At 65.7% G+C, this 15,898-nt stretch carries 16 protein-coding genes; 13 read left to right on the top strand and 3 right to left on the bottom strand.

The window, feature by feature from the left end:
- Positions 1 to 51 precede the first annotated feature (51 nt).
- The 8 genes from bamA to VXM69_RS30325 all read left to right on the top strand — a co-directional run bounded on the left by bamA (position 52) and on the right by VXM69_RS30325 (position 8,056).
- Positions 52 to 2,361, top strand: a complete 2,310-nt coding sequence (gene bamA, locus VXM69_RS30360; RefSeq protein ID WP_034188843.1) for an outer membrane protein assembly factor BamA — start codon at positions 52 to 54, stop codon at positions 2,359 to 2,361.
- A 64-nt stretch (positions 2,362 to 2,425) separates the two neighbouring features.
- Positions 2,426 to 2,923, top strand: coding sequence for an OmpH family outer membrane protein (locus tag VXM69_RS30355; RefSeq protein ID WP_034188842.1), 498 nt, complete (start codon positions 2,426 to 2,428; stop codon positions 2,921 to 2,923).
- 16 nt (positions 2,924 to 2,939) lie between these two features.
- Positions 2,940 to 4,019 (top strand): UDP-3-O-(3-hydroxymyristoyl)glucosamine N-acyltransferase, encoded by a 1,080-nt coding sequence (gene lpxD, locus VXM69_RS30350; protein ID WP_034188841.1) that lies wholly within the window; start codon positions 2,940 to 2,942, stop codon positions 4,017 to 4,019.
- Positions 4,020 to 4,148: 129 nt separating this feature from the next.
- Positions 4,149 to 4,616, top strand: a complete 468-nt coding sequence (gene fabZ, locus VXM69_RS30345) for a 3-hydroxyacyl-ACP dehydratase FabZ (protein ID WP_006495559.1) — start codon at positions 4,149 to 4,151, stop codon at positions 4,614 to 4,616.
- Positions 4,617 to 4,674: 58 nt separating this feature from the next.
- A complete protein-coding gene (lpxA, locus tag VXM69_RS30340) occupies positions 4,675 to 5,463 on the top strand; it encodes an acyl-ACP--UDP-N-acetylglucosamine O-acyltransferase (protein WP_034188840.1) in 789 nt (262 codons plus the stop codon).
- 3 nt (positions 5,464 to 5,466) lie between these two features.
- The gene (gene lpxB / locus VXM69_RS30335) at positions 5,467 to 6,636 is read left to right on the top strand and encodes a lipid-A-disaccharide synthase (RefSeq protein WP_049031461.1); all 1,170 of its coding nucleotides are present in this window, start codon (positions 5,467 to 5,469) and stop codon (positions 6,634 to 6,636) included.
- Entirely contained in the window at positions 6,633 to 7,277 is a 645-nt protein-coding gene (gene rnhB, locus VXM69_RS30330; protein ID WP_034188838.1) for a ribonuclease HII, read from the top strand. The genes lpxB and rnhB overlap by 4 nt, the downstream gene beginning before the upstream one ends.
- Positions 7,274 to 8,056: an RNA methyltransferase gene (locus tag VXM69_RS30325; RefSeq protein ID WP_049031460.1), complete on the top strand. Its 783-nt coding sequence runs from the start codon at positions 7,274 to 7,276 to the stop codon at positions 8,054 to 8,056. Before rnhB ends, VXM69_RS30325 begins: the two co-directional genes overlap by 4 nt.
- 100 nt (positions 8,057 to 8,156) lie before the next feature.
- On the opposite strand, the gene VXM69_RS30320 is transcribed toward VXM69_RS30325, so the two are convergent.
- Positions 8,157 to 8,972 carry a pyruvate, water dikinase regulatory protein gene (locus VXM69_RS30320; RefSeq protein ID WP_034188836.1) on the bottom strand — a complete coding sequence of 272 codons (816 nt, stop codon included), beginning with the start codon at positions 8,970 to 8,972 and terminating at the stop codon, positions 8,157 to 8,159.
- Positions 8,973 to 9,348: 376 nt separating this feature from the next.
- Here VXM69_RS30320 and ppsA point away from each other — a divergent pair, with 376 nt between their 5' ends.
- The 3 genes from ppsA (at position 9,349) to VXM69_RS30305 (ending at position 13,342) form a co-directional block, all read left to right on the top strand.
- Positions 9,349 to 11,751: a phosphoenolpyruvate synthase gene (ppsA, locus tag VXM69_RS30315; protein WP_059561843.1), complete on the top strand. Its 2,403-nt coding sequence runs from the start codon at positions 9,349 to 9,351 to the stop codon at positions 11,749 to 11,751.
- A 193-nt stretch (positions 11,752 to 11,944) separates the two neighbouring features.
- Positions 11,945 to 12,379 (top strand): NfeD family protein, encoded by a 435-nt coding sequence (locus VXM69_RS30310; protein ID WP_034188834.1) that lies wholly within the window; start codon positions 11,945 to 11,947, stop codon positions 12,377 to 12,379.
- A gap of 33 nt (positions 12,380 to 12,412) precedes the next feature.
- Positions 12,413 to 13,342, top strand: a complete 930-nt coding sequence (locus VXM69_RS30305) for an SPFH domain-containing protein (protein WP_034188833.1) — start codon at positions 12,413 to 12,415, stop codon at positions 13,340 to 13,342.
- 155 nt (positions 13,343 to 13,497) lie between these two features.
- On the opposite strand, the gene smpB is transcribed toward VXM69_RS30305, so the two are convergent.
- The gene (gene smpB, locus VXM69_RS30300; protein WP_006478511.1) at positions 13,498 to 13,944 is read right to left on the bottom strand and encodes an SsrA-binding protein SmpB; all 447 of its coding nucleotides are present in this window, start codon (positions 13,942 to 13,944) and stop codon (positions 13,498 to 13,500) included.
- 98 nt (positions 13,945 to 14,042) lie between these two features.
- Between smpB and VXM69_RS30295 the strand changes: the two genes are divergently transcribed.
- On the top strand, positions 14,043 to 14,480 hold the full coding sequence (locus tag VXM69_RS30295) for a type II toxin-antitoxin system RatA family toxin (RefSeq protein WP_034188832.1): 438 nt from the start codon (positions 14,043 to 14,045) through the stop codon (positions 14,478 to 14,480).
- A gap of 4 nt (positions 14,481 to 14,484) precedes the next feature.
- Positions 14,485 to 14,808: an RnfH family protein gene (locus VXM69_RS30290; RefSeq protein ID WP_034188831.1), complete on the top strand. Its 324-nt coding sequence runs from the start codon at positions 14,485 to 14,487 to the stop codon at positions 14,806 to 14,808.
- 44 nt (positions 14,809 to 14,852) lie between these two features.
- On the opposite strand, the gene VXM69_RS30285 is transcribed toward VXM69_RS30290, so the two are convergent.
- A complete protein-coding gene (locus VXM69_RS30285) occupies positions 14,853 to 15,818 on the bottom strand; it encodes a DMT family transporter (protein ID WP_367189707.1) in 966 nt (321 codons plus the stop codon).
- Between the last annotated feature and the right edge of the window lie 80 nt (positions 15,819 to 15,898).

Genomic DNA, 15,898 nt, shown 5'->3' with positions numbered 1-15,898 from the left:
GGCCGCCGCTCGGCAGTCGCCCGATTTGATGCAGCTAAATATTGGGGATGCATGTTGTTCAAACCTCATCGCTTTGTACCTAAGACAGTTGCAGCGGCCGCGCTCGCCGCTCACGGCCTCGCGGCGCATGCAGCGGCACCGTTCGTGGTGCAAGACATCAAGATCGAGGGGCTGCAGCGCGTCGAAGCGGGTTCGGTGTTCGCCTATCTGCCGATCAAGCAGGGCGATACCTTCACGGACGACAAGGCATCCGAAGCAATCCGCGCGTTGTACGCGACGGGCTTTTTCAACGACGTGCGCATCGCCACGCAAGGCAACGTCGTCATCGTGCAGGTGCAGGAGCGTCCGGCCATCGCGTCGATCGACTTCACCGGCACGAAGGAATTCGACAAGGACAACCTGACGAAGGCGCTGCGCGCGGTCGGTCTCGCCGACGGCCGCTACTACGACAAGGCGCTCGTCGACAAGGCCGAGCAGGAGCTCAAGCGCCAGTACCTGACGCGCGGCTTCTATGCGGCCGAAGTCAAGACGACGATCACGCCGGTCGACGCGAACCGCGTGTCGATCCTGTTCGCGGTGGCCGAAGGCCCGAGCGCGAAGATCCGCCAGATCAACTTCATCGGCAACAAGGCGTTCAGCACCAGCACGCTGCGCGACGAGATGCAGCTGTCGACGCCGAACTGGTTCTCCTGGTATACGAAGAACGACCTGTACTCGAAGGAAAAGCTCACGGGCGACCTCGAGGCCGTACGCTCGTACTACCTGAACCGCGGCTACCTCGAGTTCAACATCGAGTCGACCCAGGTGTCGATCTCGCCCGACAAGAAGGACATGTACCTGACGGTCACGCTGCACGAAGGCGAGCCGTACACGGTGTCGGGCATCAAGCTGTCGGGCAACCTGCTCGATCGCGAAGCCGAACTCAACAAGCTGATCAAGATCAAGCCGGGCGACCGCTTCTCGGCCGAAAAGCTGCAGCAGACCACCAAGTCGATCGTCGACAAGCTCGGTGAATACGGTTACGCATTCGCGACCGTCAACGCGCAGCCGGACATCGACCAGGCGAACCACAAGGTGAACCTGAACCTCGTCGTCGATCCGAGCCGCCGCGTGTACGTGCGCCGCATCAACGTGGTCGGCAACACGCGCACGCGCGACGAAGTGGTGCGTCGCGAAATGCGCCAGCTCGAAAGCTCGTGGTTCGATTCGAACCGCCTCGCGCTGTCGAAGGACCGCGTGAACCGTCTCGGCTACTTCACCAACGTCGACGTGACGACGGTGCCGGTCGAAGGCACGAACGACCAGGTCGACGTGAACGTGAAGGTCGACGAAAAGCCGACCGGCGCGATCACGCTGGGCGCCGGCTTCTCGTCGACGGACAAGGTCGTGCTGTCGGCCGGCGTGTCGCAGGACAACGTGTTCGGTTCGGGTACCAGCCTGTCGGTGAACGTCAACACCGCGAAGAGCTACCGGACGCTGACCGTCACGCAGGTCGACCCGTACTTCACGGTCGACGGCATCAAGCGGATCACGGACGTCTACTACCGCACGTACCAGCCGCTCTACTATTCGACCAGCTCGAGCTTCCGGATCATCAGCGCGGGCGGCAACCTGAAGTTCGGCATCCCGTTCTCGGAAGTCGACACCGTCTACTTCGGCGCGGGCTTCGAGCAGAACCGCCTCGACGTCGATTCGAACACGCCGCAGAGCTACCAGGATTACGTGAACCAGTTCGGCCGCGTGTCGAACACGGTGCCGCTGACGGTGGCATGGTCGCGCGACGCGCGCGACAGCGCGCTGATTCCGAGCCGCGGCTACTTCACGCAGGCGAACATGGAGTACGGCGTGCCGGTCGGCAAGATCCAGTACTACAAGGCCGACCTGCAGGCGCAGTACTACTATTCGTTCTCGCGCGGCTTCATCCTGGGCCTGAACCTGCAAGGCGGCTACGGTAACGGTATCGGCAACCCGTACCCGATCTTCAAGAACTACTACGCGGGCGGTATCGGCTCCGTGCGTGGCTACGAGCCGAGCTCGCTGGGCCCGCGCGACACGAAGACGAACGACCCGATCGGCGGTTCGAAGATGGTCGTCGGCAACATCGAACTGACGTTCCCGCTGCCGGGCACGGGCTACGACCGCACGCTGCGCGTGTTCACGTTCCTCGACGGCGGTAACGTGTGGGGCAACGCGCCGGGCGGCACGAGTACGGGCGCGAACGGCCTGCGCTACGGCTACGGTGTGGGTCTCGCGTGGATCTCGCCGATCGGCCCGCTGAAGCTGAGCCTCGGCTTCCCGCTGCAGAAGCACGAAGGCGACCAGTACCAGAAATTCCAGTTCCAGATCGGGACGGCGTTCTGACCGAACGCATGACAACAGCAACGAGAGGGTAATTTTGCTAACCGGTAAGTTTTCGAAACGAGTGATGTGCGCGCTGACCGTTGCGCTGGCCCTGGGCGCGGCAACGGTGCACGCACAGGACGTCGCCCGCATCGCGGCGGTCAATTCGGATCGGATCCTGCGCGAGTCGGCGCCCGCGAAGGCGGCGCAGACGAAGCTCGAAGCCGAGTTCGCGAAGCGCGACAAGGATCTGCAGGACCTGGCCGCGCGCCTGAAGTCGATGTCCGACTCGCTGGACAAGAACGGCACGTCGCTGTCGGCGGCCGACCGCGCGCAGAAGCAGCGCGACCTCGCCCAGCTCGATACCGACTTCCAGCGCAAGCAGCGCGAGTTCCGCGAGGACCTGAACCAGCGTCGCAACGAGGAGCTGGCGGCCGTGCTGGAGCGGGCGAACAAGGTCATCAAGCAGATCGCCGAGCAGCAGAATTACGACCTGATCGTGCAGGAAGCCGTGTACGTCAGCCCGCGCATCGACATCACCGACAAGGTGCTCAAGGCGCTCGCGTCCGGCTCGGCGAACTGAACGGAGCAGACGACGAATGGCATTGACGCTTGAGGAACTCGTAAAGCGGTTCGGCGGCGAGATCGCCGGCGACGCACAGTGCAAGGTGGGCGGGCTCGCGCCGCTCGACCAGGCCGGCCCGCAGCAGCTCGCGTTCCTCGCGAACCCGAAGTACCTGTCGCAGGTCGAGTCGACCCGCGCGGGCGCGGTGCTGATCGCACCGAAGGATCTCGAAAAGCTGGGCGCGGCGGCCGGCGGCCGCAACTTCATCGTGACGCCCAATCCGTACGCGTACTTCGCGCGCGTCGCGCAGATGTTCATCGACCTGGCCACGCCGCAGCGCGCCGCCGGCGTGCATCCGAGCGCGACGATCGATCCGGCCGCGAAGGTCGCCGCGAGCGCGGTGATCGGCCCGCACGTGACGGTCGAGGCCGGCGCGGTGATCGAGGACGGCGTGCAACTCGACGCGAACGTCTTCGTCGGCCGCGGCACGACGATCGGCGCCGGCTCGCACTTCTATCCGAACGCATCGGTGTACCACGGCTGCAAGATCGGCCCGCGCGCGATCGTCCATGCGGGCGCCGTGATCGGCTCCGACGGTTTCGGCTTCGCGCCGGATTTCGTCGGCGACGGCGATGCGCGCACCGGCAGCTGGGTCAAGATCCCGCAGGTCGGCGGCGTGACGATCGGCCCGGACGTCGAAATCGGCGCGAACACGACGATCGACCGCGGTGCGATGGCGGATACCGTCATCGACGAATGCGTGAAGATCGACAACCAGGTGCAGATCGCCCACAACTGCCGGATCGGCGCGTACACGGTGATCGCCGGCAAGGCGGGCATCGCGGGCAGCACGACGATCGGCCGCCACTGCATGATCGGCGGCGCGGCCGGGATCGCCGGCCACGTGACGCTCGGCGACTATGTCATCATCACCGCGAACTCGGGCGTATCGAAGTCGCTGCCGAAGGCCGGCATCTATACCAGCGCGTTCCCGGCTGTCGATCACGGCGAATGGAACAAGAGCGCCGCACTCGTGCGCAACCTCGACAAGCTGCGCGAGCGCATCAAGGCGCTCGAAGCCGCGCTCGCCGCCCAGGGCGGCACGGGCGCCTGAGCGCATCATGCGAGACCACCAACCGGGCACGGCCAGCGCAACCGGCCCGGTTTGCCAGACTGGGCCGCGCGGCGGCCCGCTTCAGCCTTTGCATCACCACCGCGCAGCCTCTGCGTGAGACGAACCATCATGAGCACTGAAAAAATCAATCTCGACATCCACAAGATCCTCACGCTGCTGCCGCATCGCTACCCGATTCTGCTCGTCGACCGCGTGCTCGAACTCGAACCGCACAAAGGGATCAAAGCGCTGAAGAACGTGTCGATCAACGAGCCGTTTTTCCAGGGGCATTTCCCGAAGCGGCCGGTGATGCCGGGCGTGCTGATCCTCGAGGCGCTCGCGCAGGCGGCTGCGTTGCTGACCTTCGCGGAAGAGCAGCCGAAGGATCCGGAGAACACGCTGTACTACTTCGTCGGCATCGACGGCGCGCGGTTCAAGCGCGTGGTCGAGCCGGGCGATCAACTGATTCTGAACGTGACGTTCGAACGCTACATCCGCGGCATCTGGAAGTTCAAGGCGGTGGCGGAAGTGGACGGCAAGGTGGCGGCGGAAGCCGAACTGATGTGCACGGTCAAGACGGCCGACGCGGCGCCCTGAGCGACGCGGCACGCATGGGCAACGCAACGCGACACATCACATCGAGAGGCAACGGCGCATGACCAGGATTCATCCCACCGCGATCGTCGAGCCGGGCGCGCAGATCGACGAATCGGTCGAGATCGGCCCGTACGCGATCGTCGGTCCGCACGTCACGATCGGCGCGCGCACGACGATCGGCTCGCACAGCGTGATCGAAGGCCATACGACGCTCGGCGAAGACAACCGCATCGGCCATTACGCGTCGGTCGGCGGCCGTCCGCAGGACATGAAGTACAAGGACGAGCCCACGAAGCTCGTGATCGGCAACCGCAACACGATCCGCGAGTTCACGACGATCCACACGGGTACCGTGCAGGACCTCGGCGTGACGACGCTCGGCGACGACAACTGGATCATGGCCTACGTGCACATCGGCCATGACTGCCGCGTCGGCAACCACGTGATCCTGTCGAGCAACGCGCAGATGGCCGGCCACGTCGAGATCGGCGACTGGGCGATCGTCGGCGGCATGTCGGGCGTCCACCAGTTCGTGCGCATCGGCGCGCACTCGATGCTGGGCGGCGCATCGGCGCTCGTGCAGGACATCCCGCCGTTCGTGATCGCGGCCGGCAACAAGGCCGAACCGCACGGGATCAACGTCGAGGGGCTGCGCCGGCGCGGTTTCTCGCCCGATGCGATCTCGGCGCTGCGCAGCGCGTACCGCGTGCTCTACAAGAGCGGCCTGTCGTTCGAGGAAGCGAAGGTGCAGTTGCGCGAGCTGGCGGAGGCGGGCGGCGACGGCGACGTGCCGGTGAAGGCGTTCGTCGATTTCATCGACGCGTCGCAGCGCGGCATCATCCGCTAAGCGATGCCGCTTCCGACCAATCAGCTCCGGCTCGCGATGGTGGCCGGCGAGCCGTCGGGCGACCTGCTCGGGGCGTCGCTGCTCGGCGGGCTGCGCGAGCGGCTGCCCGAATCGGCCCAGTATTACGGGATCGGCGGGCAGCGGATGATCGCGCACGGCTTCGACTCGCACTGGCAGATGGACAAGCTGACCGTGCGCGGTTATGTCGAGGCGCTCGGCCAGATTCCCGAGATCCTGCGGATTCGCGGCGAACTGAAGCGCCAGCTGCTCGCCGAGCGGCCTGACGCGTTCATCGGCGTCGACGCGCCCGACTTCAACTTCAACGTCGAACAGGCCGCGCGCGACGCGGGCATTCCGTCGATCCACTTCGTGTGCCCGTCGATCTGGGCATGGCGCGGCGGCCGGATCAAGAAGATCGCCAAGTCCGTCGACCACATGCTGTGCCTGTTCCCGTTCGAGCCGGCGATCCTCGACAAGGCCGGCGTCGCATCGACCTATGTCGGCCATCCGCTGGCCGACGAGATTCCGCTCGAACCCGACACGCACGGCGCGCGCATCGCACTGGGGCTGCCCGCGGACGGCCCCGTGATCGCGGTGCTGCCGGGCAGCCGGCGCTCCGAGATCGCGCTGATCGGCCCGACCTTCTTCGCGGCGATGGCGCTGATGCAGCAGCGCGAGCCCGGCGTGCGGTTCGTGATGCCGGCTGCGACGCCCGCCCTGCGCGAACTGCTGCAGCCGCTCGTCGATGCGCATCCGCAACTCGCGCTGACGATCACCGACGGCCGCTCGCAGGTCGCGATGACGGCCGCCGACGCGATCCTCGTGAAGAGCGGCACCGTCACGCTGGAAGCCGCGCTGCTGAAGAAGCCGATGGTGATCTCGTACAAGGTGCCCTGGCTGACCGGGCAGATCATGCGCCGGCAGGGCTACCTGCCGTACGTCGGCTTGCCGAACATCCTGGCGGGGCGGTTCGTCGTGCCCGAGCTGCTGCAGCATTTCGCGACGCCCGAGGCGCTCGCCGATGCGACGCTCACGCAGTTGCGCGACGACGCGAACCGCCGCACGCTGACCGAAGTGTTTACCGAAATGCATCTTTCGCTGCGGCAGAATACGGCCGTGAAGGCGGCCGAAGCCGTCGTGCGCGTGCTTGAACATCGCAAGGGGCGCGTATGACCGCAGTACGCGTCCCACGCCGGCGCGCGTCGATCGACGTGCAGGGCGGTTTCGACTTCAGCCGCCCCGACGAGATCGTCTGCGGCGTCGACGAAGCCGGCCGCGGCCCGCTCGCCGGGCCGGTGGTGGCCGCCGCGGTGATTCTCGATCCGGCGCGGCCGATCGACGGGCTCGACGATTCGAAGGCGCTGTCCGCGAAGAAGCGCGATGCGCTGTACGAGCTGATCGTCACGCGTTCGCGCGCGTATTGCGTGGCGTCGGCGAGCGTCGACGAGATCGACACGCTGAACATCCTGCACGCGACGATGCTCGCGATGAAGCGGGCCGTCGAGGGCCTGTCGGTCCTGCCGACGCTCGCGCAGATCGACGGCAACCGCTGCCCGACGCTGACCGTGCGGGCCGAAGCGATCGTCAGCGGCGATGCGCTCGTGCCGAGCATCTCGGCCGCGTCGATCCTCGCGAAGGTCACGCGCGACCGCATGCTCGTCGACCTGCACGAGCGCTTCCCGGTGTACGGTTTCAACGTGCATGCGGGCTACGGCACCGCGAAACACCTTGCCGCACTGCGCGAGCACGGCCCGTGCGAAGCGCATCGACGCACTTTCGCACCGGTGCGTGCGGCACTCGACCTGATTCGATGAAAAGCATCACTTCCCGCGACAACCCGCTGTACAAGCGCCTGAAGGCGCTGGCGGGTTCGACGCCCCATCAGCGCCGCAGCGGCCAGGCGCTGCTCGAAGGCTTCCATCTCGCGAGCGCGTACCTCGATACGGGCGCGACGCCCGAGCTGTGCGTGACGACCGAGGGCGCGCTCGGCCACGCGGAAGCGCAGACGATCGTCGCGCGTATCGACGCGCAGCGGGTCGTCACGCTGCCCGACGCACTGTTCGGCCAGTTGTCGAACGTCGTCAACGGCGTCGGCTTCCTGCTGCTCGTCGACCGGCCCGAACATCCGCTGCCCGCGCGCGTCGCGCATACGTCGATCGTGCTCGACGGCGTGCAGGATGCCGGCAACGTCGGCTCGATCCTGCGCAGCGCGGCGGCGGCCGGCGTGCGCCACGTGTTCTGTGCGCCGGGAACGGCGTACGCGTGGTCGTCGAAGGTGCTGCGCTCGGGCATGGGCGCTCATTTCCTGCTGTCGATCCACGAGGATGTCGACGCTGCCGCGCTCGCCGAACGGCTCGACGTGCCGGTCGCGCTGACCGACTCGCACGGCGCGCAGGCGGTCTACGACTGCAACCTGTCGGGGCCGGTTGCCTGGGTGTTCGGCAACGAGGGCGCCGGCGTGTCGGCGTTCTGGCGCGACGCGGCCACGCATCGCGTGACGATTCCGCAGCCAGGTGGAATGGAGTCGCTGAACGTCGCAGCGGCGGCCGCGGTGTGCCTGTTCGAGCAGGTGCGCCAGCAGCGGCCTGCCTGACGCACGGCGCGCGCCAAGCGCCGCACGACGAAAAAAGGCCGCGTTCGACGCGGCCTTGCCGTTTCCGGCGGCGGCCATGCGGCCGCCCGTGCGCCGGTGCTCAGTACGACTGCCGGTCGAGACGGATTTCCTGCAGGATCGTCGTCGCGATTTCCTCGATCGACTTGTGCGTCGACGACAGCCACTTGATCCCCTCGCGACGCATCATCGCCTCGGCCTCGTTGATCTCGTAGCGGCAATTCTCGGGGGCCGCGTACTTGCTGCCGGGACGGCGCTCGTTGCGGATCTCCGACAGGCGCTGCGGGTCGATCGACAGCCCGAACAGCTTCTCGCGGTGCGGGGAGAGTGCCGACGGCAGCTTGCCGCGCTCGAAATCCTCCGGAATCAGCGGATAGTTTGCCGCCTTCACGCCGTACTGCATCGCAAGGTACAGGCTCGTCGGCGTCTTGCCGCTGCGCGACACGCCGACGAGGATCACGTCGGCTTCCGACAGGTTGCGGTTCGACTGGCCGTCGTCGTGCGCGAGCGAGAAGTTGATCGCCTCGATCCGCGTCTTGTACTCCTCGGTGTCCGCATTCTGGTGGCCGCGGCCCATCGCGTGGCTCGACTTGAGCTCCAGTTCCTGCTCGAGCGGTTCGACGAAGCGCTGGAACATGTCGAGCACGAGCGCGTTCGAGCGCTTGACGATGTCGTTCGATTCGCTGTCGACGAGCGTCGTGAACACGATCGCGCGGCGGCCGTCGTGCACGGCGGCCTCGTTGATCTTCTCGACGGTCGCATAGGCCTTGTCGGGCGAGTCGACGAACGGCACGCGCACGAGACGGAATTTCTGGTCGAACTGGGAGAGGATCGAGTGCGCGAAGGTTTCGGCAGTGATCCCGGTGCCGTCGGAGACGATGAATACGGTAGGCAGCATGAATCTGGACGTCGAGCGTGAAGGGCGGTTGCGCGGGCGGCTGGAGGTGCGCCTCCAGACCCAGTGACAAGGTCGCGCCACATCCGGCAGCCGGCACGGTAGAATAGCGGCAACCTGTTGGATAAGCAATTGCGGGGGCAGGGCGCGAACGGCGCCCGCGGCTTGACCGCTGGATTCCAGAATTCCCGGCAAGTCTGGCGATTTGTCTGCATATATCGCCCTTCTGCCGGGATTTTTGCAAATCGGGTCGGAATATTTTCCGCCGCTGCGAGTGTTTATCTAACAGGTTGCGCAAGACGCGCCGCGCCTTTTTGCAAGCGCCCGCGTTCGAGCCCACTTGCGCGATCGAGCATTTTTTTCACACTTAGGGGCTTGTATGACTAACGCAGCAAACGTCGCAAAGGACCAGGCGTATGTAATTCCGTTCGAGCAGTTGCGGATGACCGATGTGGAGATCGTGGGCGGCAAGAATGCGTCGCTCGGCGAGATGATCAGCCAGCTTTCCGAAGCAGGCGTTCGCGTACCCACCGGTTTCGCCACGACCGCGCTCGCGTTCCGCGATTTCCTCAAGCACAACGACCTCACCGATCGTATCGCCAAGCGTCTCGAGTCGCTCGACATCGACGACGTGAAGGCGCTCGCCGAAGCCGGTGCCGAGATCCGCAAGTGGATCGTCGACGCACCGCTGCAGGCGCGCCTCGAGGAAGAAATCCGCGCGCAGTTCGACATCCTCAAGAACGGCTCGCCGAGCGAACTGTCGTTCGCCGTGCGTTCGTCCGCGACCGCGGAAGACCTGCCCGACGCCTCGTTCGCCGGTCAGCAGGAGTCCTACCTGAACGTCGTCGGCATCGAGGACGTGCTCGACCGCATGAAGCACGTGTTCGCGTCGCTGTACAACGACCGCGCGATCTCGTACCGCGTGCACAAGGGCTTCACGCACGCGGAAGTCGCGCTGTCGGCCGGCGTGCAGCGCATGGTCCGCTCGGACGTCGGCGCCGCCGGCGTGATGTTCACGATCGACACCGAATCGGGCTTCAAGGACGCCGTGTTCATCACGTCGAGCTACGGCCTGGGCGAAACCGTCGTGCAGGGCGCGGTGAACCCGGACGAGTTCTACGTGTTCAAGACGACGCTCGCCCAGGACAAATACCCGATCATCCGCCGCTCGATCGGCTCGAAGCTGATCAAGATGGAATTCACGCAACCGGGCGAGCCGGGCCGCGTGAAGACGGTCGACGTGCCGCACGAACAGCGCAACCGCTACTCGATCACCGACGAGGACGTGATCGAGCTGGCGAAGTACGCGGTCATCATCGAGAAGCACTACCAGCGTCCGATGGACATCGAGTGGGGCAAGGACGGCCGCGACGGCAAGATCTTCATCCTGCAGGCACGTCCGGAAACGGTGAAGAGCCAGGCAACCGGCAAGGCCGAGCAGCGCTTCAAGCTGAAGGGCCAGTCACAGGTGCTGGCGACGGGCCGTGCGATCGGTCAGAAGATCGGCGCGGGCCCCGTGCGCGTGATCCAGGATCCGTCGGAAATGGAACGCGTGCAGCCGGGCGACGTGCTGGTGGCCGACATGACCGACCCGAACTGGGAGCCGGTGATGAAGCGTGCGGCCGCGATCGTCACGAACCGCGGCGGCCGCACCTGCCACGCGGCGATCATCGCGCGTGAGCTCGGCGTGCCGGCAGTCGTCGGCTGCGGCGACGCGACCGACGTGCTGAAGGACGGCGCGCTCGTCACGGTATCGTGCGCGGAAGGCGACGAAGGCAAGATCTACGACGGCCTGCTCGAGACGGAAGTCACGGAAGTGCAGCGCGGCGAACTGCCGGAAATCCCGGTCAAGATCATGATGAACGTCGGCAACCCGCAGCTCGCGTTCGACTTCTCGCAACTGCCGAACGGCGGCGTGGGTCTCGCGCGTCTCGAGTTCATCATCAACAACAACATCGGCGTTCACCCGAAGGCGATTCTCGAGTACCCGAACATCGACCAGGACCTGAAGAAGGCGGTCGAGAGCGTCGCGCGCGGTCACGCATCGCCGCGTCAGTTCTACGTCGACAAGCTGACCGAAGGCGTCGCGACGATCGCGGCGGCGTTCTATCCGAAGCCCGTGATCGTGCGCCTGTCCGACTTCAAGTCGAACGAGTACAAGAAGCTGATCGGCGGTTCGCGTTACGAGCCGGACGAGGAAAACCCGATGCTGGGCTTCCGCGGTGCGTCGCGTTACATCGCCGAGGACTTCGCGCAGGCGTTCGAGATGGAGTGCCGTGCACTGAAGCGCGTGCGCGACGAGATGGGCCTGACCAACGTCGAGATCATGGTGCCGTTCGTGCGGACCGTGAAGCAGGCGGAGCGTGTCGTCGGCCTGCTCGAGAAGTTCGGCCTGAAGCGCGGCGAAAACGGCCTGCGCCTCGTGATGATGTGCGAAGTCCCGACCAACGCGATCCTCGCCGAAGAGTTCCTGGAGCACTTCGACGGTTTCTCGATCGGCTCGAACGACCTCACGCAGCTCACGCTCGGCCTCGACCGCGACTCGGGCATGGAACTGCTGGCCGTCGACTTCGACGAACGCGACCCGGCCGTCAAGTTCCTGCTCAAGCGTGCGATCGATACCTGCCGCAAGATGGGCAAGTACGTCGGTATCTGCGGCCAGGGCCCGTCCGATCACCCGGACTTCGCGCAGTGGCTGACCGACGAAGGCATCGTGTCGATCTCGCTGAACCCGGACACGATCATCGACACGTGGCAAGCGCTCGCCGCGAACCGGAAGTAACGCCCGGTAATGCATCATCGGCGAAGGAGCGGCAACGTCGCTCCTTCGGTGAAGGCAAAATGCAAGGTTCATGCTATAAACACCCCGGTAAGCACCGGGGTGTTTTTGTTTGTCGGTACAGGTACACGCCGGGCCGCCCCTGCGGGGAGTAGCGAGCGAGAGCAAGCCGGGGGGCGTTTTCGAGGAGACCACAATCATGTCGGGGCATCTGTTCTGGTGGGTCGCGGTGGGCGTGCTGGTCGTCGCCGAGTTGCTGACCGGTACGTTCTATCTGCTGATGATCGCGCTCGGCTTTCTCGCGGGCGGGTTGCTGCAGCTGGCCGGTTTCGCGCCGCACGTGCAGTTCGGCGCGGCGGCCGCGGTCGCGATCGTCGCGATGATCGCGCTGCGCCGTTCGGGGCTCGGCCGCAAGCAGAAGCGCGACACGTCGACGAATCCCGACGTCAATCTCGATATCGGCTCGACCGTCACGGTCGACGCGTGGCACGACGGCCGCGCGCGCGTGCAGTATCGCGGCGCCGACTGGGATGTCGAGCTCGCGCACGGCGAGCGCGACGATGCGCACGTCTATCAGGTGAGCGCCGTGCGCGGCAATTGTCTCGTGGTCGTGGCGAAACCCGCGGGCTGATCGTCCGCTGATACAACAAGGAGGGAATACTTCATGGATTCGCTGATCATCTGGGTTGTCCTGCTCGTCATCGCGATCGTGATCGTGTCGAAGACGGTGAAGATCGTGCCGCAGCAGCATGCATGGGTGCTGGAGCGCTTCGGGCGCTATCACGCGACGCTGTCGCCCGGCCTGAACATCGTGCTGCCGTTCGTCGATCGCATCGCGTACCGGCACGTGCTGAAGGAAATTCCGCTCGACGTGCCGAGCCAGGTCTGCATCACGCGCGACAACACGCAGCTGCAGGTCGACGGCGTGCTGTACTTCCAGGTGACCGATCCGATGAAGGCGTCGTACGGGTCGAGCAACTTCGTGCTCGCGATCACGCAGCTCGCGCAAACCACGCTGCGCTCGGTGGTCGGCAAGCTCGAACTCGACAAGACGTTCGAGGAGCGCGACTTCATCAACCACAACATCGTGTCGGCGCTCGACCAGGCCGCGGCGAACTGGGGCGTGAAGGTGCTGCGCTACGAGATCAAGGACCTGACGCCGCCGAAGGAAATCCTGCACGCGATGCAGGCGCAGATCACCGCGGAGCGCGAGAAGCGCGCGCTGATCGCCGCTTCGGAAGGCCGCAAGCAGGAGCAGATCAACCTCGCGTCGGGCGCGCGTGAAGCGGCCATCCAGAAGTCCGAAGGCGAGCGGCAGGCCGCGATCAACCAGGCGCAGGGCGAGGCCGCCGCGATCCTGGCGGTGGCCGAGGCGAACGCGCAGGCGATCCAGAAGATCGCGAATGCGATCCAGTCGCAAGGCGGGATGGATGCGGTGAACCTGAAGGTCGCCGAGCAGTATGTGAACGCGTTCTCGAATCTCGCGAAGCAGGGCAACACGCTGATCGTGCCGTCGAACCTGTCGGACCTCGGTACGGCGATCTCGTCGGCGCTGACGATCGTCAAGAACGCATCGACGCCCGCGAAGGGCTGAACCGCGCGCAACCGCGGCCCAGGCGGCCGCCGCGTGCGATCGGCGTGCGGCGAATCGTCGCGCAGCCGGGCGACCGGCAGGCAGGAATCAGATCGCCCAAAGCAACACGGCCCGCTTCGAGCGGGCCGTGTCGTCTGCGTGGCAGGTCGCGCGCGTCAGGTGCCGGCGCGCATGATGCGTGCCTTTTCGCGTTCCCAGTCGCGCTTTTTCTCGGTTTCGCGCTTGTCGTGCAACTTCTTGCCCTTCGCGAGCGCGATGTCGCACTTCACGCGACCACCCTTGTAGTGGAAGTTCAGCGGCACGAGCGTGTAGCCGCGCTGCTCGACCTTGCCGATCAGTTTCTTGATTTCCTCGCGGTGCAGCAGCAGCTTGCGCGTGCGAACCGGGTCGGGCTTGATGTGCGTCGAGGCTTCGGGCAGCGGGCTGATATGGGTACCGATCAGGAAGATCTCGGCGTTCTTCACCACGACGTAGCCTTCCTTGATCTGGCCGCGCCCGGCGCGCAGCGCCTTGACTTCCCAGCCCTCCAGCACGAGCCCCGCCTCGTAGCGTTCCTCGATGTGATAATCGAAGTGCGCTTTCCTGTTGTCGATGATGCTCATGAAAGGATCGGCCCAACTCGTTTAAAATCACGATTTTAGCAAAGCGGGGCGGGAATCGCCCGGCTTGCGTTCCCACCTCAAGCGATGCCGCGCGATTTATGGCAGATGTCCAGAAAACCGTATTGATCCGCCATTCGGCGGAACAGATGTTCGACCTCGTCACCGACGTGGCCGACTACCCCAATTTCCTGCCCTGGTGCGGCGGTGTCGAGATTCGCCGTCAGGACGAGAGCGGGATGGAAGCGCGCATCGACATCAACTTCAAGGGCATCAAGCAGCATTTCGCGACGCGCAACACGCAGCAGCGCCCGACGCGGATCGACATGGAGTTCACGGACGGCCCGTTCAAGAAGTTCACGGGCTCGTGGCGCTTCACCGCGCTGCGCGCCGATGCGTGCAAGATCGAATTCGCGCTGCATTACGAATTTTCGAGCATCCTGCTCGAAAAGATCATCGGGCCCGTGTTCAGCCACATCGCGAACACGTTCGTCGATTCGTTCGTGAAGCGCGCGGACCAGCGCTACGGGAAGGGGTGACGCGATGCTGTCGATCGAAGTCTGCTATGCGCTGCCGGACCGCCAGACGCTGATTCCGCTGTCGCTGCCCGAAGGCGCGACCGTACGCTCGGCGATCGACGCGAGCGGCGTGCTCGCGCTGCATCCGGAGATCGATCTCGCGCACGCGAAGACGGGCGTGTACGGCAAGCTCGCGCCGCTCGACGCGCCGCTCGCCGATCACGATCGCGTCGAGATCTACCGCCCGCTGATCGTCGACCCGAAGCTGGCGCGCCAGCGGCGCGTCGACAAGTCCCGCCGCGACGGCTCGATCGAGGGCCGCAAGTGGATGCACAAGGACGCGCGCTGACGCGTTTTTCGTTCCGATTCGCCTGATCGCACGCCGCGGCGCGCTCAGTGGGCCGCGGCGTTTGCGTTTGTCGGCGCGCTGCCCGGCGTGTCGCCGTGCTGCCGCACCGAGCCGTACACGCCGGCGAGCAGCAGCACGAGCGCGGTGATTTCGAGCGCGTGCGGCATCCGCTGGTCGTACACGAACGCGTATAGCATCGCGAACACGGTTTCGAACACGATCAGCTGCCCCGACAGCGTGAGCGGCAAGCGCTTCGACGCCGCATTCCACAGGCCGTTGCCGAGCCACGACGCGCCGATCGCGAGCCCGAGATTCAGCAGCCAGAACAGCTGCCAGCGCGACGCCGGGACGGCCGCCTGCACCGTGCCGGCGGGCAGCGCGAGGATCGCGATCCAGCAGAGCGCGCCGATCAGGCCCGTCACGACACCCCATAGCACCGACCATTCGTTGCCGTCGAAATGATGATGGCGCTGCAGGTAGCGTGCGTTCGCGACCGCGTACCAGGTCCAGCTGGCGAGCGCTCCGGCCGCGCAGGCGATGCCGGCGAGTTTCTGGCCGAGGGTGGTCGCATGCGCGGCTTCGGACGTGAACAGGTCGACGTTGATGCAGGCGATGCCCGCGATCACCAGCGCTAGCGGGGCGGCGAGCCGCCGCAGCGGCACGGCGCCGTGGTCGCCGAGGCCCGCGAGCGTGACGGTCACGGGCAGCACGCCGACGATCAGCGAGCTGGGCGCGATGCCGATCAGATGCACGGCGCCGGACAGCAGTATGTAATACGCGACGTTGCCGATGACGGCGAGCCTTACCAGCGCGACGAGGTCTTCGCGGGTCAGCCGCGCGAGCAGCGAGCGGGCGGCGGGCAGGGCGGCCGCGAGCGACACGAGGCCGTACATCGCGTAGCGGCCGGCGCTCAGCAGCAGCGGCGAGAAGTCGGTCAGCAGCCGCGGAACGAGAAACACCATGCCCCACAGGGCGCCTGCCAGGACACCATAAACCACGCCGCGCTGCATCGACCGCTCCGAACGAATGACTGATGTGCGCGCATCTTAGCGACGCCGTCGCGGCGGTGTCTTGTTCATTCCTGCACTCG

The organism is Burkholderia sp. Ed8 (genome assembly GCF_040761425.1).
GTDB lineage: Bacteria > Pseudomonadota > Gammaproteobacteria > Burkholderiales > Burkholderiaceae > Burkholderia > Burkholderia seminalis.
The sequence above is the reverse complement of the archived record's forward strand: the minus strand, read 5'-3'. Positions and strand labels throughout refer to the sequence as shown.

Coding starts and splice junctions, on each gene's coding strand:
- bamA (WP_034188843.1), top strand. CDS start 52: ATGTTGTTCAAACCTCATCGCTTTGTACCTAAGACAGTTGCAGCGGCC.
- VXM69_RS30355 (WP_034188842.1), top strand. CDS start 2,426: ATGTGCGCGCTGACCGTTGCGCTGGCCCTGGGCGCGGCAACGGTGCAC.
- lpxD (WP_034188841.1), top strand. CDS start 2,940: ATGGCATTGACGCTTGAGGAACTCGTAAAGCGGTTCGGCGGCGAGATC.
- fabZ (WP_006495559.1), top strand. CDS start 4,149: ATGAGCACTGAAAAAATCAATCTCGACATCCACAAGATCCTCACGCTG.
- lpxA (WP_034188840.1), top strand. CDS start 4,675: ATGACCAGGATTCATCCCACCGCGATCGTCGAGCCGGGCGCGCAGATC.
- lpxB (WP_049031461.1), top strand. CDS start 5,467: ATGCCGCTTCCGACCAATCAGCTCCGGCTCGCGATGGTGGCCGGCGAG.
- rnhB (WP_034188838.1), top strand. CDS start 6,633: ATGACCGCAGTACGCGTCCCACGCCGGCGCGCGTCGATCGACGTGCAG.
- VXM69_RS30325 (WP_049031460.1), top strand. CDS start 7,274: ATGAAAAGCATCACTTCCCGCGACAACCCGCTGTACAAGCGCCTGAAG.
- VXM69_RS30320 (WP_034188836.1), bottom strand. CDS start 8,972: ATGCTGCCTACCGTATTCATCGTCTCCGACGGCACCGGGATCACTGCC.
- ppsA (WP_059561843.1), top strand. CDS start 9,349: ATGACTAACGCAGCAAACGTCGCAAAGGACCAGGCGTATGTAATTCCG.
- VXM69_RS30305 (WP_034188833.1), top strand. CDS start 12,413: ATGGATTCGCTGATCATCTGGGTTGTCCTGCTCGTCATCGCGATCGTG.
- smpB (WP_006478511.1), bottom strand. CDS start 13,944: ATGAGCATCATCGACAACAGGAAAGCGCACTTCGATTATCACATCGAG.
- VXM69_RS30295 (WP_034188832.1), top strand. CDS start 14,043: ATGGCAGATGTCCAGAAAACCGTATTGATCCGCCATTCGGCGGAACAG.
- VXM69_RS30290 (WP_034188831.1), top strand. CDS start 14,485: ATGCTGTCGATCGAAGTCTGCTATGCGCTGCCGGACCGCCAGACGCTG.
- VXM69_RS30285 (WP_367189707.1), bottom strand. CDS start 15,818: ATGCAGCGCGGCGTGGTTTATGGTGTCCTGGCAGGCGCCCTGTGGGGC.